We start from the raw sequence: 21,813 nt of genomic DNA, 5'->3' as shown, positions 1-21,813 counted from the left end.
CCACGAAGGTACACCGAGTCCGTCGAATCCCGACGCCCGGGGGATTATTTAACAAAAGGATGTGGCCAATCGTCATTATCCCAGTCCAGCCGGTCTATGCGGAGCTTGGCAATCCCCCGGTCGGTCGCGTCATATCCATGATAAATGATATAATCCACCCCGTCAAAGGTGCATACCGCGTTGTGACCTACCCCATGCCAGCGGGCATCCCCTTGTAAGACCACCGTGCCGCCGCCCGCGATCATGGGCGTTCCGTCCCGGTCGACGTACGGACCATACACCTGTCGCGCGCGCCCCACCATGACCCGGTAGTTGCTGGCCGCTCCCCGGCAACAATAGTCGAAGGACACGAACAGGTAATACCAGCCGGCATGCCGGAATATAAACGGTGCCTCGATGGCCCCATCCCCTGCCAGGGTATCGGCGAGGCCAAAAGCACGCGGCCGGGTGGCCAGCGTATACCATTGTTCGGGATCCGAAGGTCCGCTAAGATCCGGCCGCAGCCGGACGAGCTTTATCCCTTCCCAGAATGAACCGAAGGCCAGCCAAGGCACGCCCGTGCTATCCAGGATAAGGTTGGGATCGATGGCGTTCCAAAGATCCCGGCCGGGGATGGAATGCAGGACCATGCCCCTGTCCACAAAACGCTCATGCAGGGAGCTACTGACGGCGAGACCGATACAGGAATTATTTTTTCCAAAAGTAGATACCGCGTAGAACAGACAATATTTCCCCTGGTATAAGGAAATGTCCGGCGCCCAGATATGCCCCCTAAACCCGGGCACCAACTGCACGGCCCAGGCGGGTGGTTGCGCAAACACCGGACTTTCCTTATGCCAGTGGGCCCGGTCCGTGGAGGACCAGACGGCAATGCCCATGCCGGTGCAAAATACGAAATATTCGCTATCCTGACGAATCATGACGGGGTCGTGGACGGGGATGTCCTGTCCGAAGACGCGACCGACGAGGAACAACAATACTATTGTGATTTTTTCCCCCATACTGCGGTCCCCGAATTATTCAACCCCGTAAAAATGATCGTATTGGTCTTTTTCTCCCAATCCCTCCCCGCCTGTACAAACAGCGTGTCGCTCCGCCCGCTTTGCCAGTGCAGCGTCAGCCAGGGTCCGGTATAGGCCCAGGTGCCTCCCCCGAAGGTCCCGTCCGAAGACAGCGTCAGCGGCACCGACGTCTGAAAGTCCGGCGAGACCTGCTGGGCCTGGTACCCCGGGACCACCTGGTAGTTCAGGTCGATTTGCTCGTAGGTCCCTATGAGCTGGGCCACGGGGACGGTGTCGTTTTTCTCCCAGGCATAGCGCTCGGGGGAGGCGACGGGCCAGCCGCCGGGTGTCCAGAAAAGCTTGCGGACGTGGAGGTCCATGTAATAAAAGTCCACACCCGGGCGACCCTGGTGGGCGATAAAGTATTGGCCGTTGCCGTCGTCAAAGACGGTACAATGTGCCGTCCCCTGCCAGCCGCCATGGCCGTTGAACTGATAAGGGGCAATGATCATCGGGGTGTGGTCCACGTTGGTGTTGATGTCCTGGCCGGTGATGTCGTAAAACGGGCCCTGCGGGTTGAGTCCCCAGGCGGCGCGGACGTTGTACTTTGTCTCCAGCCAGTCGTAGGAGATAAAGAGGTAGTACCTTTTTAACCCCGGGTGATAGATGATTTCCGCGCCTTCGATGTTTCCGTTGTACTGGCCGTTTGTAAACCCGCGGTTGGCGATGCGTTTGCCTTTGTCACCGGGGGTCAGCGCCAGACCGGTGGTGGGATCGAGCTGTAGGGCATAGATCCCGTCAAAGGCCGAGCCATAGTACATCCATTCGTCCCCGGTGGGGGTGACCACCACGGTCGGGTCGATGGCGTTGGTGATGGAGAGGGAAGTGGTGGAACCCACCACCACTCCCCTTTCCTGCCAGGGCCCTTCGGGGGAGGATGCTACCGCCAGCCCGATGACGCTCAGCTTTGTGGTTCCGGAGGCTAATGAATAATATAACCGGTATTCGCTCCCGACCTGGATGATGTAGGGCGCCCACAAGGCCTGGTTGGGCGTACCCCCGTTCTGGGTGATGTAGGCGGCGCCTAAGGGGGGCAGCGCGTCAAACACCCAGCCCACAAAGGTCCACTGCACCAGGTCCGGGGACTTCCGCACCTGGATGCCCAGGCGGGGCGTAAATCCGTACGCCACGTCGGTCGAGTAACAGTAGTAGGTATTCCCAAACTTTTTGATGGACGGGTCGTGGACGTTGTACGGTCCCCAGGACGGGTAGTCGGAAAACGGCGCCACGTCGGCGTAGGTGTCCTCGATGGTGTTGATGTCAAAGGGCTTGGAGCCCGACGAGCCCGTGGTGTCGGTCGAAGACGTTGTCCCCGGCGTGGCGCCTTTGCGGCTACACGCGGCGACCAGCACGCTGCACGCGACAAGCAGCGCCAGCGCCGGCAGAAGTAACTTTCTCACCACCCTTTATTTTGTATTACCCCCGGATTTGCTTCTATCTCCGCCAGCGGAATAGGCATATATTCCCTCCCCGTCGTATACGTTTTAAACTCCGGATCCCGCGCCTGGAGCCAGGCGAGCTTGGTGGGGTCCTGAAGCCAGCCCCATCGCCGGATGTCGTCGAAACGCTTTCCCTCCAGCCCAAACTCCAGGAAGCGTTCGTGGGCAATCTGGTCGCGCATCTGGGCCTGGGTCAGGTTGGGTTTTACCGTGGCCAGGTCGGCCAGCCCCACCCTCGCGCGGACCTGTTGGATATAAGGATACGCCTGGGCGGTGTTGCCTTCCTCGTTGAGACACTCGGCATACATCAGCAATACATCGGCGTACCGCATCAGGCGGGAATTGATCCCGGAGGCAAACTGCCAGACGAATTCAGAAGCGACAAAGCCGTCGTTCTCGTACTTACGGCAAAACACTTCCGAATCGGCCACCCCGAAGGTTGCCTGGAAGCTTTGGCCATACACTTTCATAGTGGGGGTATTGTAAAACATCGTGGCGTACAAACGCGGATCCACCTGGTTCGCGGCGGTGGGTTCCTGGAGGAATTCGTAATACAGCGCCTTTGTGGGTTGCACGTCGCAATAGGCAAAATTGCGCGGGCCGAAGGTGATGGCCCTGGCCTCATACTTTGCCCAGTTGGATTGGGGATCGCCCGGTCCCCACCCTTGCGTGGTACCACCAACGCTACGGGAGAATTGTACCTCGAAGATCGACTCCGGGTTGTTTTCGTCCTGTTCGGTAAAGTTGTCGTGGTAATTGGGCACCAGGGAATAGACCCCGAGGTTGATGACCGCCTGGAATTGGGCGGCCGCCGCGGCGTATTGTTTGGTGAACAAAAGCGTCTTCCCTAAGTAAGCAAGGGCGGCGCCCTTGGTGGCCCGGCCAAACTGGTTGGCGTCAAGACCCGTGACGTCGGCGTAGGACACCGGCAGGAGCGTCGCCGCCTTGGTAAAGTCGGAGATCACCTGCATCCAGACCGTGTCCTGGGACACCTGCCGGGCATAGTAGTCGCTGGAGGACTGGGCGATGGTGAGCGGCATCGGCACGTTCTGATAAATGTCGGCCAGGTGGAAATAATACAATCCCCTTAGGAAATAGGCCTGTCCAAGGACACGGTTCTTCAGGGCCGTATCCATGACGATCGGGGGGACCGATTCGATGACCTGGTTGGCACGGAAGACGCCCTGGTAATAGGCGGTAAAAGGCGCCGAGGCGGCAAAGCCGTCGACGTTCAGGGCAAACTTGCCGCAGTTGTAGATCTGGTCCCAGGGACTGTTGGACGTGGCGTCGTCTCCGCGGGTATTGAGGACGACGTGGGTAAAGCGCATATACGACCCGTCCAGCATCAGGCTGCCGTACACCGAGTTGACGCCGTCCACGGCGTCAGTGGCCGTTTTCCAAAAGGTTTGGGCGGTTTGCTGGTTGGGGTTGGTTTGCGTGAGCTGTTTGGTACAGCCGGTCAACAGCACCGCGAGTATGATGAAATAACGTTTCATTGTTCAATGTTTTGATGTTAAAAACCCACCTGCACGCCGAACATCACCGTCCGGGGATTGGGGAAGGAACCATAGTCAAAGCCCCGGCTGAAAAGACCGTCGCTGATGATGTCGGGGTCATACCCGCGGTACTTGGTCAGCGTCCACAGGTTCTGACCGGACACGTACAAGCGCGCCGTCTTCACGACATGGGTCCGCGCCAGCATCCCCTGGGGAACAGTATAGCCCAACTGGGTATTTTGCAACCGCACATAAGAACCGTTTTCCACCCAGCGATCCGACGCCCGGTCGTTTCCGTTAGGATCACCGATGATGGGCCGGGGAATATTGGTATTGGTATGGGTGGGCGTCCAGTAGTTCAGTTCGTCGATATAGTGGTTGGTATACTGGCCGGCCATCAGGGTTTGGTACAACCCGTTGACGATCTTGTTGCCCTCGTTGCCCTGGAAAAATATGGAAAAGTCAACATTCTTCCAGCTCGCGCCGACATTCAACCCATAGTAGAGCTTGGGGATGGCGCTGCCCAGGTATTGCTGGTCGTTGGCGTCGATCACCCCGTCTCCGTTGAGGTCTTTGAATTTTATATCCCCGGGCGCGGCGTTGGGTTGGGTGGCGTGTTTGGCAATGTCCGATGCGTTCTGGAAAATGCCCTGCGTGACATAGCCGTAGATTTCTCCCACCTCGTGACCGACCTCGGTCTTGCTTTCCGCTCCATAGATCGGGTCGTTGGTGCCCCCCAGTTTGAGAACCTTGTTGTGTAAAGTGTGGGCGTTACCCGTGACCGAAAGATCTACGGCGCCTACCCTTTTCTTATAGGTCAGGGTGAACTCCAGCCCCGAGTTGCGCAACGAAGCGGCATTGACATAGGGCGTATTGGTCGCGCCCACGGACAGCGGTATGGGAGGCTGGGCGATCAGGTCCTTGGAGGTGTTTATAAAATACTCGGCGGTAAATTCCATGTTGTGGAAAAGACCCAGGTCGAGCCCCACGGAAGACGTCACTTTCGTTTCCCATTTGATCGTGGGGTCGGCGACCTGTGTCTGGATCGAACCGGACGCCAGTACCTGGTCGGGGCCGGCATTGGGCACGGTTGCAAAGAGGTAGTTCGCATTGGAATTGATATACGCGGTAAACGCGTAGTTCGACGGGAAATTCTGGTTCCCCGTCGTACCCGTCCCACCCCGGAGTTTGGCATAGTTGATAAACTTGGGCAGGTGTATAAACTTCTCGTTGGAAATATTCCAGGCGCCCGCGACGGAGGCAAAGTTCCCCCAGCGGTTGTCGGGGCTGAACTTGGACGAACCGTCCCGGCGGAAGTTCACCGTGACGAGGTAGCGCTGGTCGAAGTTATAGTTCAACCGGCCCAGCCAGGCCGACAGGGTGGCCGTCTGTTCTCCGCTCTGGACCGAAGCCGTGGTTGGATCACCCGTGCCAAAGGAATAAAAATACGGCGGCTTGAAACCGGATTCGATGCCCTCCAGGAACTGTTCGTCGTCTTTTTCAAAGGACTGCCCCGCCAGGAGGTCCAGCGTGTGGCGGCCGGTCTCCAGGTGATAGGTCAAGAGGTTTTCGATCAGACCGGTGTACTGGCTACCCCGGGTATCCGTCATATACGCGATGGTGTTGAGGTAATACCAGCCCAGGTCGTACTGCGGCTCGAAAAAGAAGTCCCGCGTGTCCGTCCAGTCATACACCAGGTTCATTTTATACTTCAGGTTGTGCAAGGGTTCGACTTCCACCCAGGCATTGCCCAGGAACCGGTTGCGGTTGCTGTAGTTGTCCAGGAGGTTGTTCATCCCGATGATGTTGAGCACGATCGCCTTTTGGGTGATCTGGTTGGTGCCCCCAAAGCCCCCCAAACGGCTGGTGTCGTACACCGGCACCGTGGGGATCGCGCGGTCCAGGTCGACGATCTCGTTCCCGATGTTGGGATGCAGGTGCGGATACGTCAGGTCCTGTTTGTGCGACTGGGTATAGCTGGCGCGGGCCCCGAAGGAAATGATCCCTGCCTTGCTTTGGATATTGGCGTTGAAGTTGTACCGGTTGTACTTTGGTTCCCCGGGACCGCCCCTGACCGTGGCCGTTTGGTCGAAATAGTTCAGGGATACGTTGTACGTCGTGTTCAGCCCGCCCCCCGAAAAGTTCAGGTCGTGGTTTTGGATGATCCCCGTTTTAAACGCAGCATCCTGCCAGTTGGTATTGACGTTGCTGATGTATTGCGGTGACGTCGGGTCGTTCGCCGGCGCCAGGGGCAGCCCCGCGTTGGTTTCCGCGGCATCGGTGATCTGCTGATACTGCACCCGGTCCGTCAGGGGCAGCTTCTTGGGGATGTTCTGGACACCATAGTAGGCATTATAGTGTAGCTGCATGGGCCCGCTTTTCCCCTTTTTGGTCGTGATGATGATCACCCCCGCGGCGGCCCTGGACCCATAGATGGCGCCCGCAGACGCGTCCTTCAGGACCTGTATGCTTTCGATGTCGTCGATCGGAAAGTCATAAGGCGCTTCGTTGATGATGGGCACCCCGTCGATCACAAAAAGCGGGTTGTTGTCGTTCAGACTGCTCACGCCCCGGATCTTGATGTTGACAAAGCTGCCGGGTTCCCCCGATCCCTGTACGCTCACCCCGGCTACCTGCCCTTGAAGGCTTCGGGCGATGTCGTAGGTCGCGGTTTTTTTGACGTCGTCCGGGTTGGCGATGCCCACCGAACCCGTAAGGTCTCTTTTACGCACCGCCACATACCCCACCACGACAAGGTCGTTCAGGCTTTGGACGGTTTGCAGGAGCTTCACCACCAGCGACACCGTTGTCCCCGGTTTGAGGCGGTAACCCGAAAGGGTCTGCGACTCGTACCCCACGTTGGAAAAGGAGAAACTGTATTCTCCGCCGGAGGGAAGTTTGGGAAAAGTAAAAACACCGCCGGCGTCGGTTTGCGCTCCCGCCGAAAAACTATTGCGGGTATTATGGGCGATGACGCTGACACCCTGTAGGGGATCACCCTTGTCGTTTTGGACGATACCCTTGACCTCGGTCAGCTTGTCCTGGGCCTTTACGGACAGCAAAACAAGCAGGGTCAGCAGCAAGCATGACAATCGTTTCATATGCAAGTCGTGTTTGGATACGGGCATAGGCATCCCGCCCTGGCTCAGGGAAGTCTTCCTACCCGTGTTATTTAATGGATTTTCTTTCTAACGATATAGGTATTCTCCTGTTTATGGATCGCGAGCCCGTTGAGGAGTGCGATGTCATTCATGATCTCTTCGAGCGAATCCGCCTTGTCAAACCGGGCGATAAAATACAAGCCCTTCAGGTCGCTTTCGTTATACTGGATCTTTACGTCGTAGATTTCACTCAGTTGGTCAAACACCTGCGCCAGGGACTGGTTGTTGAACATGTACCAGTCGGGGACGCCCGCTGCATTTTTCGGCGGCGTCAGCTCCCGCTTTTTGGGCTGGTGTACCGTCGCCAGTCTGGTGTTCTTATCGTACCAAAGCTCCTGTCCGGGCAACAGGTCCACATTCGATACCCGCACGCGTCCTGTATGCAGCAGTACCTTTATAAAGGGTGCCTGGTCAAACGCTTCTATCCTGAAATTCGTCCCCAACACGAGGGTCTGCAAAACGCCACTATAAACCGACATGGGGTGAACCGGGTCTTTGGCCGCATCAAAGGTGGCGCCGCCATTCAGGTAGACGATCCTTCGCCCTCCCTTTGCAAAGGGCACCTGGTAACGGATCTCGCTCCCCGGTTCCAGGTCGACGGTGGACCCGTCTTCCATGAAATACCGCACTGTTTTCTGCGAACCATTGAACTGACGGCGCAGGGTATCGGTTTGCGCGATCTGTTGCTTTATGGGCTTCTCCGTTCTGCTCCACCACAGCGCCGCACCCGCTATCGCCGCCACCATCGCTGCGGCAGCCAGCCATTTCCAGTTTCTTGCTTTTGTTTCGCCCCTGATCACCTTCCACCACCGCTCCGGTGCACCCTCCGCGGGTTGCACCGAAGGCTCGAACGCCTCCCAATCCTCCAGTGTCAAATACCTGTCCCATTCTTCCGGATGGGTCGTGAAGTATTCCTTCAGGCGCGCCTTCTCTTCTTCCGTACACGTGCCGTGGAGGAACCTTCTGACTAATTCCGGTGTGATCATGACAATAAGATTACGTTTGAGGAGGAGGTGATCCCCTAGTCGCCGTTAAAAAAAAGGGATATTATGGCGCAATTGTTTGAGCGCCTGTGCAATATGATTTTCGACCGTCCGCACGGAGATGGACAGGGCGTCCGCGATCTCCTTATAGGACATTCCTTTGAAACGGCTCATGGCAAAGACGCGCTGCCGGACGCCCGGCATACTCCGGACTACCTGCTGGATACGTTCGGCCAGTTCCTTTTCCTCCAGGCGCTTTAGCGCGTTTTCCGTGGGGCTTTCGCTCTGCGCCGTCCCCTTCGCCTCTCCCTGTGTCAGGAGCCGGCTGCGCACCGCCTCCTTGCGCAGCTGGTCGATCAGGGTCGTTTTTGCGACGCGGAAAACCTGGGCCGAGAGCGACACTTCCGGATCAAGGCTCTCCCTGTAGTGCCATAATTTAATGAAAGCGAGTTGCACGACCTCCTCGGCCATATACGCCGAATGGGTCTTTTGCAGGATGTACCCGTACACCTTCGGGTGAAAGGCATGAAAAACAGCCTCAAAGGCAAACTGGTTGCCCATCCTCAAAGCAGCAATCGTAGGTTGGTCCGACACGGGGTAGTTAAAATCATTACCAAATTAGCAATAATTTCATTTTCCCCACAGAATTATTGTCTAATAAACACTTATTTGTGCCCCTGGTAAAATTCCGCGCGCTGGTCATCCTCGTCGTCGAGCAACGCGCCCTGGTGCACTTTTTTCCAGTCGAAGGTCCGGTGATAGCGGTCCAGCGCCTTTTGGGGGTCGAAGACCCTGGTGTCGGAAGGCACCGCCATATAGGGTGTCAAGTCGGGTGTGGGCGTAAAGAAGTCCGACAGCAACGAGGCGGTCAGGTCGTATTGATTGACGTAGCCCGCGCCGGTGATGTTGTAAATGACCTTTAGCAAACTCCCGAAGTTGGCGTGGGTGTGGGATACATACCCGTGCCTCACATAGGGGCCGATGAGCAACAGGTCTGAGCGGTGGGCATCGATGTGGTCGGCCCCGCCCTGGGCGTCGTCTTCGGTGACGATGACCAGCATGTGTTTCCAATAAGGGGTATGCGACAGGAACTGGATGATCCGTCCAAGGGCCAGGTCGTTGTCGGCCTCGTAGGATTGCAGGAAAGGATAGCCGTCCTTTGGCCGGGGGCTTGAGCCGTGGTCGTTGGGCAACTGCATGACCAGCAGGCGGGGTAATGGTTCTGACCCTTTGAGCCAGCGCAGGGTAAACTCTCGTTCGAACTGGTCCACCCGCAACTGGTCCGGGATATTGGTATTAAAACCCGCATAAGTGCGGCTGGTCCTGTCGTAGAGCGCTTTGGGCAGGGGGAACACCACGGGTTGCATGGAACCGAACTTCGTCTCGTTCCATTCTTCCCAGACACCGGTATATTCGTTTGCTTCCCCGAAGTTGTAAAAGGGGATGTGGTGCCGGTCCATATTTTCCCACAACCCACCTATCTCGTTATAATCCTCCGGGTCCATCCCCCCGGTCGACCCCGGGAAGCGCCGCCCGGGTGCGCTGGAAAAAGCATTAAACGACCCACCCTCCGCGGAGTTCACCTCCACGTATTCATTGGGAATGGTGCCCACCATCCAGTGGTGGCCATGGATCGACGCATCGCTGTCGCAATAAAAATTGTCGGAAAAAGCAAAAGCCTTTGCCAGCCGGAGGTGGTTCGGCATCACCAGCGCATCCTGTACCGCCACCGTTTTGCTATAGGCCTGGTTCACCGGCACGTGGATTCCAAAACGCGACAGGGTAGAGTCCCCCTTTCCACCTTCGAGCTGACCCATGACCTCGTCGTAGGTCCGGTTCTCCTTAGTGATGTACATGATGTAACGGATCGGGCTTTCGCGAAGACCCGGCAGGGGCGGTAAAGGGTTGGCGCCGTCGTCCGTTGCGATTGTTTTGGCGTAGGTGTTGTGCAGGACCTGGGCGGTGTATTGTTGTAATGCTGCCGCGTCGGGCACGGGCACCTTTTGAAAAGTACTCAACTGGATGTCGCCGATGTACGTCCCTTGCGGCGGCTTTACAAAACCTTTGCCCCCGTTGGGTCCTGCGCCATAGCCACGGGCGGAGGTGATGAACAGGTTTTGCTGATCCGCGGACAAAACGACCCGTGTCGTCCCCCACCCCGTGGGGATCAGCCCGCGGGTTTCCCCACTCTTGGTATCCACCACGGCCACCGCATTCAACCCCAGCAACGCCACGTACAGCGTCGATTCATCCTTGCTCAGACAAAGCCCGAAGGGCATCAGCCCCCGGTAGTGGTCCAGCGCGGGATCCACCGACAGGTGGATGTCCGGCAACATCTTGTGTGCTTTATAATCGATGACGGAGATGATGTCGTCCGTCGCATTCGAGACATACGCTCGTCCGGTGCCTACCGCAATCGAGTTCGGGCTCGCCCCACCCACGATCTCCGCCCCCTCCAGCATCTGACCGATCTGGAAACCCGTCTTGAATTTGTCGACGACCTGGTTGGTGTTTAAATCAATGGTAAAAACGCTCATGGCATCCGGTACATGCGGACTACCCAGCCCCGGGATCTTCCGCCCGTCTATGGTCACCCCTTCTTCCGACGCCTTGGTCACCACCCCATACGGCGGAAAGTCCAGCATCATCGTATCCTTGTTGTGCGGCGTTACACCCGGCACCAACGGGTAGGCATACAACCCCACGTTCGCCACCAACGCCGTCTGTCCATCGGGGCTCAGGGCAACGCCAAACGGGATCCGGCCTACTTTGACGGAGGCCGTGATCTTTTTTGTCGCCAGGTCGATCCGGACCATCCGGAAGTTCCCCCTGTCCAGGACCAACAATTCGTTCCTGCTGCTGTCCAGGAGAAGGTCGGACGTATAGCTGTCTTCGTAATGAACACCGTCAAACTCCCCGTTCAGCGGGATCTCCCCCACTTTCTTCCGGGTGGCCAGGTCCAACAGGACGACATTGCCCCGGTCCCCCCCGCTCAGGTAAGCCGTTTTGGAATCCGGGGAGATCGCCGCCCCTAAGAAGGAGGCGCCATTCAGGATGGATGGAATGGTATGGTCATAGCTGGGGATACGCGTCACGTCCTGGATGTTGTCCGTGCGGATCAGGCTCACCACGCCGTTGTGCAGCACCAGCGCCGTTTGCCCGTCCGGGCTGAGGGCGATGCTAAAGGCGCTCCGCGTGATGCGGACCGTCTCCCCTGCGGGGGTGACCAGGCGGCCGCTCGGGAGGACGGTTTCGCCCTGGGGGTCGATGTGACAATAGGCTGCCCCGGCGGGGACCTGGAGGGTCGTCAGCGACGCGGCTTTTTGCGCCCCCGCGCCTTGCGCGCTTGTTTGCGCCTGCGCGCCGCTTTGGGGCGTTTGCGCCACTGCGCCCTGGCCGGCCACGCACAGCCCTGCCAGGCATATCAACAGCTTTGTGTTCATGCGCTGAAGATAACACGCCCAGGTAAACAAAAAGTTAAGTAACAGTAAACTTATTCGTAGGCTTTCAAACGGGCCTTCAGGATCCGGACCTCGTGTTGGAGGGAACGCACCCGCTCCAGGAGGAAGCTAATGGCCTCGATGCCCTCCAGGTTAATCCCCAGGTCGCCGTAAAGCCGCAGCACCCGTTCCAGGTCCGCCAGCCCGTCCGTGGAAATCAGGACCTGCCCCTCCGATAGGCTGATGTCCACCAGCCCATAATCCCCGATGGCCTGAACCAGCGACAATTCTATATGGTGGTGCGTACAAAAGACCTCGGCCGGGATCCATTCTTGCTGATCCATAAGTTATCTTTTAAGGTTAGCCAATTGTGTGGCGCCAACCCGGTACTGCAAATTTACCGGGTCGGCGCCACACCGCTAATTATTTTGCCCTTCGGGCGGCGGCGATGTTCGCCGCCTGGCGAAAAAGTTCTTTTTCCTGCTCACTCAGCCCCGTCGGAATCTGCACCTCGTAGGTAATAAAAAGGTCCCCGAACTCCCCTTCCTTTTTGTACACCGGGAAACCCTTCCCCTTCAACCGGGTCTTCGTCCCGTTCTGGGTCTCGGGTTTGACCTTCAACTTCACCTTCCCGCCCAGGGTGTCCACCGTGAGGTCCCCCCCCAACACCGCCGTATAAAGATCCAACCGTATCTTCATGTTCAGGTCATTCCCTGCCCGTTGAAAACGCGGGTCTTCCGCGATCACAAAGGTCGCATACAGGTCCCCGTTGGGTCCCCCGTTCACCCCCGGCGCACCATACCCTTTCAACTTGATCACCTGCCCGTTCTCCACCCCCGCGGGGATGGTCAGGCGAACGTCCTTCCCGTCAATATTGATGATGCGCTTGTGCGTGGTATACGCTTCTTCCAGCGTGAGGTGCAATTCCGCCTGGTAGTCGCCGCCCCGGAAACGGGCCTGGCCCGATGAACGGCCGCGGGTGCCGGCGCTCGCGCCACCGCCACCGAAAAGCGATTCAAAGAAATCCGAAAAACCGCTCCCGCCGGCGCTGCCAAACATATCGTTTGGATCGAAGTCTCCGCCACCGGCACCGCCGCCAAAACCGCCGGCCCCAGCCCCTGCCCCGCCATTAAATCCGCCCGGTCGCCCGCCCCGTTGCCTTGCCGCTTCTTCGTACGCATCCGCATGTACCCAGTCCTTCCCATACTGGTCATACTTTTTCCGCTTCTCCGGGTCGCTCAGCACCTCGTTCGCCTCGTTGATCTGCTGAAATCGTTTATTGGCCTCCTTGTCGTTGGGGTTCAGGTCGGGATGATTTTTCCGGGCCAGCTTTCGGTATGCCTTCTTTATATCTTCCTGGCTGGCGGTCTTGTCCACGCCGAGGATTTTGTAGTAATCGATGAATTCCATGGTATGCTAAAGTACAAAATTTCCGGGCCGCCGACACAACAGCGACCTTATGAAGCTAGAACCGGAAAAAGCTTTGAGACGAGGCTTCGTTTTGTCATAAAGGAGGAAATAAATAAGACGCGCAAAAAAGACGGCTGGCTTTTTAATTGGAAGACAGAATACCTTGTTCCCGGACACCAAGTCTACAAGTTGACTATTGAAAATGATGACGAGATACAAGGTCTTATCAGTATTGAACCCATCAAAAATCAACAGTATATTGAAATGCATCTGATAGAAGTTGCCCCGTCTAATTTCGGTTCTGGCAAACGTTTCTCGGGAGTCGCTGGCAATCTTGTTGCATTTGCCTGCAAAACAAGTTTCGACATGGGATTTGACGGATTTGTGGCATTTACAGCGAAGACGAAACTAATCAACCACTACATCCAAACGCTTGGCGCTCAACCCATTTACAACCGAGACCGGATGGGGATTTTTACGCCGGAAGCAAAAAAATTGGTAAATTCGTATTACAAAAGCTATTTCGATGTCCGATAAAAATAAATACTACCCCTTAGACGACGTCCGGATCGTCGGAAAGCAGGATAAAAAATCAGCGCTGGCTCAGAAGCAAGATGAACGCAAGACAGGCGCCATCTTCCGCGCTGCCCGCTCCAAGGCAGCCACACCTCGCCCAAAAGCCCCCGCTCACTGATTCACCCGCTCATACAGTTTATCCAAATCAACCGGCGCCCCCGACAACCGGAGCGACCTTGCCGCGCGCGACAGCAGCGCATTGCACGTCGCAAAGGTATCGGCACGCCGCAGCAACGGCGTATTCAGGTCGAGCACCTGGTCAAACACCACGGTGGAATAGTATACCTGCCCACGGGGCTGGTTTAATCCCGGCGCCACGCTGAAAAACCAGCGCAGGAACAGGTGGCCGCCGAGCATGACATAGGACGACTGCAAGTTCAACACCTTCGTGTGCATGGAACCCGAAAAATACTTAAGCTCCGAAGCAAGGTACCCCTTGAGCACCGCCCGCTGCTGTGGGAGCGTAAGCGTATCGATGGGCTGATCCAGCGGGATGGGGATCAGCGCCGTTTGAAAAAGCACCCCGTCGAGTTCCATAAAATCGGATTGATCGAGTGAACGGATGCTGTCGGCGCGTAGTTGGAGCAAAAACCCGCGGGTATTGCTGTTGTACACAACAAGGGCGCCGGTTTTGGTTTTCAAAAGGGCTTTGGTAAACTCCTGGGCGCGCGCCGCAAAAGGCTGGGCCGCAAAAGCAAAAGGCAGGAGGAAACACAAACGGACGAATCGCATGGGCGTGAAAATAAGTAAATTGCACAAGATGAAACGACCCTCTCCCCCCGGATCCGCAGAACAAGTCACCTGGAAACAAAGACTTAGGGCCCTTGGCAACCTGCCGGCGTTTTTCCGGCTCGTCTGGCAGACGAGTCCCTGGATGACGGCCGCGGACCTGGGGTTGCGTGTGCTCCGGTCGGCGATACCGGTGAGTGTGTTGTATGTGGGCAAATTGATCATCGACCTGGTGGTGCAGGCGAGCCGGCACCCGGGTTCGGTCCCGACGGAGCGGATCTGGGAATTGGTGGCTTTGGAATTTGGGCTGGCGATCGCCTCGGACGGGTTGGGGCGGCTGACGAACCTGTTGGACAGCTTGCTGGGGGACCTTTTTGCCAACCATACCACGGTGCTGATCATGGAGCACGCGGCGACGCTGGACCTGGACCAGTTTGAGGACTCGGAGTTCTATGACAAACTGGAACGGGCGCGGCAACAAACGACGGGGAGAACCATTCTTTTGTCCCAAATCCTTAGCCAACTGCAGGACCTCATCACGATGGGTTTTCTGGCGGTGGGGTTGATGACATTTAATATCTGGCTGATCCTGCTGTTGTTGCTGGCGGTCATCCCGGCCTTTTTGGGGGAGTCCTATTTCAACGACAAGACGTACCTGCTGATGCGGGAACAAACGATGGGGCGGCGGGAAATGGATTATGTCCGTTATTTGGGCGCGAGCGACGAGACGGCGAAAGAGGTGAAGCTGTTCGACCTGTCGGGGTTTCTCATACAGATTTACCGGGACATGTCTCACCGGTATTATTTGGAGTACAAACGGCTGGTCACCCGGCGCTCGGTCTGGGGGACGGTTTTTTCGCTGATCGGGAGCGCGGGCTATTATGCGGCTTATGTCTGGATCATCGGCCGGACATTGACGGGCAAACTGTCCATCGGCGACCTGACCTTTCTGGCGGGTTCTTTCCGGCAGTTGAGGGCGCTCCTGGACGGCATCCTGACGCGTTTCACAAGCGTATCCCAGGGCGCCATCTACCTGAGCGACCTGTTTGATTTTTTCCAGATCAAACCGCGGATCCGGCCGGCGGAACGTCCATTACCCTTTCCGAATCCTATAAAAACCGGTTTTGTATTTGAAGACGTGGGTTTCCAGTATACGTATTCGGAACGTTGGGCAAACCGCCACCTGAACTTTACCCTCCACGCGGGGGAGAAGCTGGCCCTTGTCGGTGAAAACGGAGCGGGCAAGACGACGCTGGTCAAACTCCTTGCGCGGTTGTACGACCCGACGGAGGGACGCATCCTTCTGGACGGGGTGGACCTCAAGGAATACGACATGGCCGATCTGCGGCGCAACATCGGGATTATCTTCCAGGATTTTATCCGTTACCAAATGACGCTGAACAACAACATCGTCGTGGGGAACATCGAACAAAAGGAATCGCAGGACCGTGTCGAGCGCGCGGCCATGCAAAGCCTCGCGGGCGAGCTCGTGGAGAAACTCCCGAAGCGGTATGACCAGCCCCTGGGACGGCGCTTTAACAACGGCGTGGAGCTCTCGGGGGGCGAATGGCAGAAGGTGGCCCTGGCGCGGGCGTACATGCGGGATGCACAGCTCCTGATCCTGGACGAACCCACGGCGGCCCTGGATGCCCGGGCGGAGCACGAGGTTTTTCAACGTTTTGCCGACCTTACCCGGGGGAAGATGGCGGTGCTGATCTCGCACCGGTTTTCGACGGTACGGATGGCGGACCGGATCCTCGTCCTGGAGAACGGGCAACTGCTGGAAATCGGGAGCCACGAAGAGCTGCTGGCGCTGGGCGGAAGATACGCGGAGCTGTTCCACCTGCAGGCGGCGGGGTACCGCTAAGCGGCGGGGCCACAGACGGCGCGAGACAGCCGGTGGCGGCGGGAAAAAGCTATGGAATATGATCCTTCTTTATAAGCGGAAACACGAGATACCGCGTAATCACCCCCCCAATCAACAACCCCACCACGATAAACCAGAAAAGCGTCGACAACGGAAAATCATAACACTCCTGTGGTTCCGAACTCGTCCCGAACCCTCCGATGCTTCTGGTAACAAAGGCCCACATAAAAGCAGACACCGTCACCAGCACCGCGACCAGGACCATGATCGCCATACAGGGTTTCCGGAAGACCCAACGGGGCTTTCTCCGGATCTGGTAGGCAAAAAGCAACAGCAGTCCCCCGAATACGAGAAAGAAAAATAGCGTCAGGATCCCAAAACTACGACGACACTCGTCCTCTACGGAGTTCCTGTCGAGGTCGTCGATCCCCATCCGGCTCCAGCGTTTACGCAGGACCTTGGGAAAATCGATGACGCAGGGATAGCTGAAAAGGAATTCGTATTGTTCATATTTGGCCTGAAGGTAGGGCAACGTCCATTTCCAGCCTGTAAAAGGAATCAACGGTCTGGATACCTTACGTATATCGGCAATATAGGTCGTGTCGGCCACCACAAATTTATCCATGAGGGCTTCCTGGAGCTCGCCATACGGGGCGTCGTCGCCCATCAGGCGGATGGCCACGCCCCCGAGCCCCGCGCTCAGCACATAGTCGTACTTTTTGGAAAGGGTCCTGGCGTCGTCAAACCAGATGCGCGCGCGTCCGGGTGTATCGAGGAAAGCGGTCCCGGTGGCGTCGTCGTACCGGGGCTCTGCGGCGTACAGGCTTCGGATACGGCCATACGTAATGTACCGGGGCGTACCGGGGGTGTCGATGATCCCATAGTAGGGCAACACCAGGAAAAAGTGCGAAGGCGGCAAACCGGTAGCGAGGTAGCGCGACATACAGGACTGGACGTCGTTGTTGACCATCCCCTGGAGCGGTGCCAGGGGTCCCCGGCGGTCGCCTTCCACGTGGGTAAAGTCAACGAGGAACCGGTCCACATCCTGGCCGAGGGCTTCGAGGTTGAATTGACGGGCGGGGTCCACCCGCGGTAACACCAGGTTGACCTTGAAAAGAAAGGGGGACGCGTGCAGGCTGTCCGAAAGGTCGTCCATAAATTGGGTAAAGCGTTCCGAGTTGACCGCCCCGGCGGGTAGCTTTTCAAAAAAAATCGTCACGCCTTCGGCGTTGTGGTAGGACAGCAGGCTGCGGAGGTGTAAGATCAGGTTGAACTGCGCGGAGCGGCTACGGAGCAGCGTATCCACCGCACCCGGGCGCTGGCAGAACAGGGTCAGCGACAGGTTGGCGCCCGCCGCTTTTGCATTCTGGATGACGGCGGCGGTGTCCCAGCCGTGCATGTCCAGGTTGCCCGTTGACGGCTGGAAGGTGGCCCCGTAATAATCCACGTTGTTGATCACCTCATACGTCTGCCGCGGAAAACCGGGCCGGGACCAGTAGGGATAAAAACCGCGGACCTCGCGCGTATGCACGGTGCCGATCCGGATGCTTTTGGAGAGCGTATCGTTGATCTTGATCGTGTCCTCTTCGAGGGGTGGGCGCGCGAGCAGGCGTTGGATCATGGCGACGTGTACCGCGGACGCCTTTTGCGCGGCGGCGTCGGAAGGGCCGCCCTGGAGCATCGGCACGACCTGGCTCACCAGGTCCTGGAAGGAACCCGCACCACCGGGCATGTCTACCGTATCCCCGGGAAGCGGCTTCCCCGGAGAAGGGGCCGGAACGGGCAGGGGTTTTTTGAGCGAATCCAGGCTTTTCGCCAGGTCATTGATCAGGCCAACGATCTGGGTTTCCTGGGCCGTCGCCGCCTTGCCCTGGGCGGTCACCTGGCTTTGAATGGAATCCACGGCCTTTTGTAAACCCGTTGAATCGATAATAGCCAGCACGCGCTTTTGCTGTGCGGCGATAAAGTTCTTCTTGAAGTGCAGAAAGGCGATGATCCGCTTCAACAAACCCGCTTCTTTTTGCACCGGCGTACTATCCCCCACCGCAAACACAGCAGGGGCAAGGAGTCCAGGGCGGGCCGGGGCCGCCGTGGCTCCTTTTGTGATGCACAAAAAAGTCAGAAGTATAGCGAGGGTAAAAAAGCATCTCATAAAAAACCGTGTAAGACGTCCTAATATTAATCTTTTTTTTGAACACGAATGCGCTTTGAAATTTCCAAAAGAATAGCTAATCTTGTACCGAATCGCCTTTATTCCGATTAGCTATAACCCCGGCCAGATAAGCCTTTCAGGAATTTAGGAGCCCATTAAAAAATCATTCACCCGTTTTTCTACCTACCCCGTCCAGGTGTTTCTACCTGGTCGAGGGCAAGGTTGTTTTTGACCATGATCTACGAAGCCCTGTCTTGCCTGACCAGTGAAATGAACGACTACCTCAAGCTAAAGCTATCGGCCACCGAGGACAAGATCGTTTTGTCCGGTCTCGTCAACCCTGACGGGTCGATGGCTGTCCAGGGAGAAAACAAGGTGTTGCTCACGTTGGTGAACCTCGAAAAGGAAACGGCCACTCGTAAAACTACGATCCCCAACAAAGCGACGGACATGAACATCAACATGTATGTGTTGTTCTCCGCGTACTTCGGGAGCTCCAACTATGCCGAAGCCCTGCGCTTCCTATCGTTCGTTGTCGGCTTCCTGCAACAGAAAAACGTCTTTACCCGCACCAATACACCCCGGCTGGACAAAAACATCCAAAAGCTGATCGTCGAGATGGAAAGCCTGACCTCCGAACGCCTCAACAACCTTTGGGGAACGCTCGGGGCCAAGTACATCCCTTCCGTCCTTTACAAGGTCAGGATGCTGACGTATGACGAAGCAGTCCTAAGGGAATTCAGACCGGAAATCACAGGTGTCGGTGTTAACGAACCATCATGAGTACGAGTGCTTATACCTCCCTTGTCGTTGTCGATTTCACCCACGAATACTGGGGTACCCAGCCGTTCCGGGCATTGAGGGCAACACCCCTGCAAACCGAAGCCGGGTTGCTTTTCCGGGACCGGCCGGGCGGTTTTGCCCTGTATTTCGACACAAACTTCAGCGGACGCACCCGCTCCCGGGCGGACGTCCTTCAAGAAGGGATCACCCTGACCTTCCGGCTGGACATGACCGACCCGTATTTTTACAACTATACCGACCTGCCGCTGAATACCTATTGTTTCTGGAACGAAACGGGCGCACAGGACCTCCACCAGGAAGCCTCCGGAGAGACACGCCCTTTTTTCGGTCTTTTGGAATTGACGATCGACAAGGACTTGCAGGCCAACTATACCGCAAGGTTTGCGGCAAAGGCTACCCTCTGGCGGTACATCCTCGTCGGAGAGCCGCTGGTCCGGCTCGAAAACCCCAGCGTCGTGGATACCCAAACCAAAGAAACCTTTGACGGACCCAGCACGGTTACCCTCCGGGACAACCGTTCCGCCGTCGCCTTTACGTCCAGGAATCCAATCGCGCTGGCCGACCCCATGGCCAGGCGATTCCAGCTCCTGGAACAGGGGCGGGTGGTCATGGGCCTCCTGCCCGGACCCGACGTCCGGTTTATATCCAGCGCGATCGCGGGCGCGACCATTGCTTCGGAAATCTTACTGTACTAAATCAATAAACCATCGATTATGCCAACAACGTTAATGACCCCAGGCGTTTATATCGAAGAGAAGAATGCCTTCCCCAGCTCCGCCGTCGCGGTGGAGACCGCGGTCCCGGTCTTTATCGGCTACACCCAGACAGCCGTGTGGAACGGGAAGTCCCTGGTGAACAAGCCGACAAGGATCAGTTCCTTTGCCGAGTACGTGGAGAGCTTTGGCGGCGCCTTTGTGCCGAAGTTCACCATCGCCGCCCCGGATCCAAAGGTTCCGGCCGAGACCTTTCTCGTCAACGGCCAGCCCATGGTGGTGACCCAGAACAAGGACAACGCGGCTTTCTTTTTCAACAGCATCCGTCTTTTCTACGCCAACGGAGGCAGCAATTGCTACATCCTGTCCGTGGGAACGTATGGGGACAAACCGGGTGGTTTTACCATCCAGGCTTCTGATTTCATCGGGTCTACCGACAACCCCGTGAGCGTGTTTTCCATCCTGGAGAAGGAGTTCGAGCCCACCATGCTTGTTTTCCCTGACATCATCGCCCTGGGCAAGGACGCCTACACCGAGGTCTATACCCAGGCGCTGATCCATTGCAACAACGTCCAAAGCCGGGTGTGTCTTTTCGACCTGCGGTTTCAAGGGGTGGGCGAAAAAACCGACGATGTCGTGGGCGAATTCCGCACGGCCATCGGGACCAACTTCCTCAACTACGGCGCGGCCTATTATCCCTGGCTGAACACGTCCATCGTACAGCCGTCGGAAGTGGACTTCCAAAACCTGGACGCCTCGGTGGACCTGGAAAAACTGCTTCCTGAAGCCACCGCCCAGAAGGTCGTCGCCGCCTTTAAAGCCGCCAACCCGACCGACGACGCTTCTAAAAAGAACTACCACCAATCCCTCCAGGCCTCCAGCCCTACCTATTCGTCCATCCTCGACGAAGTCCGTGCCAGGTTGAACACGCTGCCGCCCAGCGGCGCCATGGCGGGGATCTACACCCTCGTCGACAACAGCCGGGGCGTATGGAAGGCACCGGCCAACGTGTCGCTGAGCATGGTCAATTCCCCGGTCGTCAATATCTCCAACGCCGAACAGGAAGGCCTGAACGTGGACGTAATGGCCGGCAAGTCCATCAACGTCATCCGTCCTTTCCCCGGCATCGGAACCCTCATCTGGGGCGCCCGCACGCTTGACGGGAACAGCCAGGACTGGCGGTACATCAATGTCCGCAGAACCCTGATCATGATCGAACAAAGCCTGAAACTGGCCACCCGGACGTATGTGTTCGAGTCCAACGACGGCAACACGTGGGTCACGGTAAAAGGGATGATGGTCAACTTCCTGACCAACCTCTGGAAACAGGGCGCCCTGGCGGGAGCCGTGCCTGAGCAGGCTTTTGACGTACAGATCGGTCTCGGTGCCACCATGACGCCCAACGACATCCTCGACGGCATCATGCGCATCACCGTGAAAGTGGCCATCGTCCACCCGGCTGAATTCATCGTGATCACCTTCCAGCAACAACAACAATTATCTTAATACTTTAAAAACGACGCACCATGGCAGATGACGGATCAAGCCAATCGCAAACGATATGGCCATTAGTCAAATTTTCATTCCAGGTGAAATGGGATGACAAGGAACTGGTGTTTCAGGAAGTAACGGGTCTCTCTTCCGAAACACAGGTCATAGAGTACCGCGGGGGGAACAGCAAGGTCTATTCCACCGTAAAGATGCCCGGCATCCAGAAGTTCGGGAACGTGACCCTTAAAAAGGGCACCTTCAAGGGCGACAAGGATCTCTGGGACAAGTACAACGAGATCAAGATGAATACCTTCAAAAGGTCTACCATTACGATCAACCTTTTGGACGAGTCCAACGCGGTCGCCATGACATGGACGCTCACCAACGCCTTCCCGGCCAAGATTACGGTCACCGACATGAAGTCGGACGCCAACGAAGTCGCCGTGGAGACCATGGAACTGGCGCACGAAGGCCTGAAATTGAGCTCATAG

17 protein-coding genes are annotated in these 21,813 nt (G+C 57.0%); 6 read left to right on the top strand and 11 right to left on the bottom strand.

Features of this window, described 5'->3' with window-relative positions:
- Positions 1–44: 44 nt before the first annotated feature.
- The 9 genes from EDB95_RS11515 to EDB95_RS11475 all read right to left on the bottom strand — a co-directional run bounded on the left by EDB95_RS11515 (position 45) and on the right by EDB95_RS11475 (position 12,990).
- Positions 45–1,001 carry a family 43 glycosylhydrolase gene (locus EDB95_RS11515; RefSeq protein ID WP_133993713.1) on the bottom strand — a complete coding sequence of 319 codons (957 nt, stop codon included), beginning with the start codon at positions 999–1,001 and terminating at the stop codon, positions 45–47.
- Positions 980–2,461, bottom strand: coding sequence for an arabinan endo-1,5-alpha-L-arabinosidase (locus EDB95_RS11510; protein ID WP_211352084.1), 1,482 nt, complete (start codon positions 2,459–2,461; stop codon positions 980–982). The genes EDB95_RS11515 and EDB95_RS11510 overlap by 22 nt, the downstream gene beginning before the upstream one ends.
- Entirely contained in the window at positions 2,458–3,996 is a 1,539-nt protein-coding gene (locus tag EDB95_RS11505; RefSeq protein WP_133993709.1) for a RagB/SusD family nutrient uptake outer membrane protein, read from the bottom strand. The genes EDB95_RS11510 and EDB95_RS11505 overlap by 4 nt, the downstream gene beginning before the upstream one ends.
- A gap of 17 nt (positions 3,997–4,013) precedes the next feature.
- Entirely contained in the window at positions 4,014–7,097 is a 3,084-nt protein-coding gene (locus EDB95_RS11500; RefSeq protein ID WP_162852556.1) for a SusC/RagA family TonB-linked outer membrane protein, read from the bottom strand.
- Between the two features lie 71 nt (positions 7,098–7,168).
- Positions 7,169–8,143, bottom strand: a complete 975-nt coding sequence (locus tag EDB95_RS11495) for a FecR family protein (RefSeq protein ID WP_133993705.1) — start codon at positions 8,141–8,143, stop codon at positions 7,169–7,171.
- A 45-nt stretch (positions 8,144–8,188) separates the two neighbouring features.
- Positions 8,189–8,734 (bottom strand): RNA polymerase sigma-70 factor, encoded by a 546-nt coding sequence (locus EDB95_RS11490; protein WP_133993703.1) that lies wholly within the window; start codon positions 8,732–8,734, stop codon positions 8,189–8,191.
- A gap of 71 nt (positions 8,735–8,805) precedes the next feature.
- A complete protein-coding gene (locus EDB95_RS11485; RefSeq protein WP_211352083.1) occupies positions 8,806–11,583 on the bottom strand; it encodes a bifunctional YncE family protein/alkaline phosphatase family protein in 2,778 nt (925 codons plus the stop codon).
- 50 nt (positions 11,584–11,633) lie between these two features.
- Complete coding sequence (locus tag EDB95_RS11480) at positions 11,634–11,924, bottom strand: chaperone modulator CbpM (RefSeq protein ID WP_133993701.1); 291 nt, start codon at positions 11,922–11,924, stop codon at positions 11,634–11,636.
- Positions 11,925–12,003: 79 nt separating this feature from the next.
- Positions 12,004–12,990, bottom strand: a complete 987-nt coding sequence (locus EDB95_RS11475; RefSeq protein ID WP_133993699.1) for a DnaJ C-terminal domain-containing protein — start codon at positions 12,988–12,990, stop codon at positions 12,004–12,006.
- A gap of 3 nt (positions 12,991–12,993) precedes the next feature.
- Between EDB95_RS11475 and EDB95_RS11470 the strand changes: the two genes are divergently transcribed.
- Complete coding sequence (locus EDB95_RS11470) at positions 12,994–13,527, top strand: hypothetical protein (RefSeq protein ID WP_133993697.1); 534 nt, start codon at positions 12,994–12,996, stop codon at positions 13,525–13,527.
- Positions 13,528–13,677: 150 nt separating this feature from the next.
- On the opposite strand, the gene EDB95_RS11465 is transcribed toward EDB95_RS11470, so the two are convergent.
- Positions 13,678–14,298 carry a hypothetical protein gene (locus tag EDB95_RS11465; RefSeq protein ID WP_133993695.1) on the bottom strand — a complete coding sequence of 207 codons (621 nt, stop codon included), beginning with the start codon at positions 14,296–14,298 and terminating at the stop codon, positions 13,678–13,680.
- A 28-nt stretch (positions 14,299–14,326) separates the two neighbouring features.
- Here EDB95_RS11465 and EDB95_RS11460 point away from each other — a divergent pair, with 28 nt between their 5' ends.
- Positions 14,327–16,162 (top strand): ABC transporter ATP-binding protein, encoded by a 1,836-nt coding sequence (locus EDB95_RS11460; protein ID WP_133993693.1) that lies wholly within the window; start codon positions 14,327–14,329, stop codon positions 16,160–16,162.
- Positions 16,163–16,211: 49 nt separating this feature from the next.
- Here EDB95_RS11460 and EDB95_RS11455 read toward each other — a convergent pair whose 3' ends face one another.
- Positions 16,212–18,314, bottom strand: a complete 2,103-nt coding sequence (locus EDB95_RS11455) for a glycosyl hydrolase family 18 protein (protein WP_133993691.1) — start codon at positions 18,312–18,314, stop codon at positions 16,212–16,214.
- A gap of 234 nt (positions 18,315–18,548) precedes the next feature.
- Here EDB95_RS11455 and EDB95_RS11450 point away from each other — a divergent pair, with 234 nt between their 5' ends.
- The 4 genes from EDB95_RS11450 to EDB95_RS11435 are packed head-to-tail and all read left to right on the top strand — an operon-like array spanning position 18,549 to position 21,813.
- Positions 18,549–19,097, top strand: a complete 549-nt coding sequence (locus EDB95_RS11450) for a DUF4255 domain-containing protein (protein WP_133993688.1) — start codon at positions 18,549–18,551, stop codon at positions 19,095–19,097.
- On the top strand, positions 19,094–19,813 hold the full coding sequence (locus tag EDB95_RS11445) for a hypothetical protein (protein WP_133993686.1): 720 nt from the start codon (positions 19,094–19,096) through the stop codon (positions 19,811–19,813). The genes EDB95_RS11450 and EDB95_RS11445 overlap by 4 nt, the downstream gene beginning before the upstream one ends.
- 18 nt (positions 19,814–19,831) lie before the next feature.
- On the top strand, positions 19,832–21,337 hold the full coding sequence (locus tag EDB95_RS11440) for a phage tail sheath family protein (protein WP_133993684.1): 1,506 nt from the start codon (positions 19,832–19,834) through the stop codon (positions 21,335–21,337).
- 20 nt (positions 21,338–21,357) lie between these two features.
- Positions 21,358–21,813: a phage tail protein gene (locus tag EDB95_RS11435; RefSeq protein ID WP_133993682.1), complete on the top strand. Its 456-nt coding sequence runs from the start codon at positions 21,358–21,360 to the stop codon at positions 21,811–21,813.

Source organism: Dinghuibacter silviterrae (assembly GCF_004366355.1).
Classification (GTDB): Bacteria; Bacteroidota; Bacteroidia; order Chitinophagales; family Chitinophagaceae; genus Dinghuibacter; species Dinghuibacter silviterrae.
The sequence above is the reverse complement of the archived record's forward strand: the minus strand, read 5'-3'. Positions and strand labels throughout refer to the sequence as shown.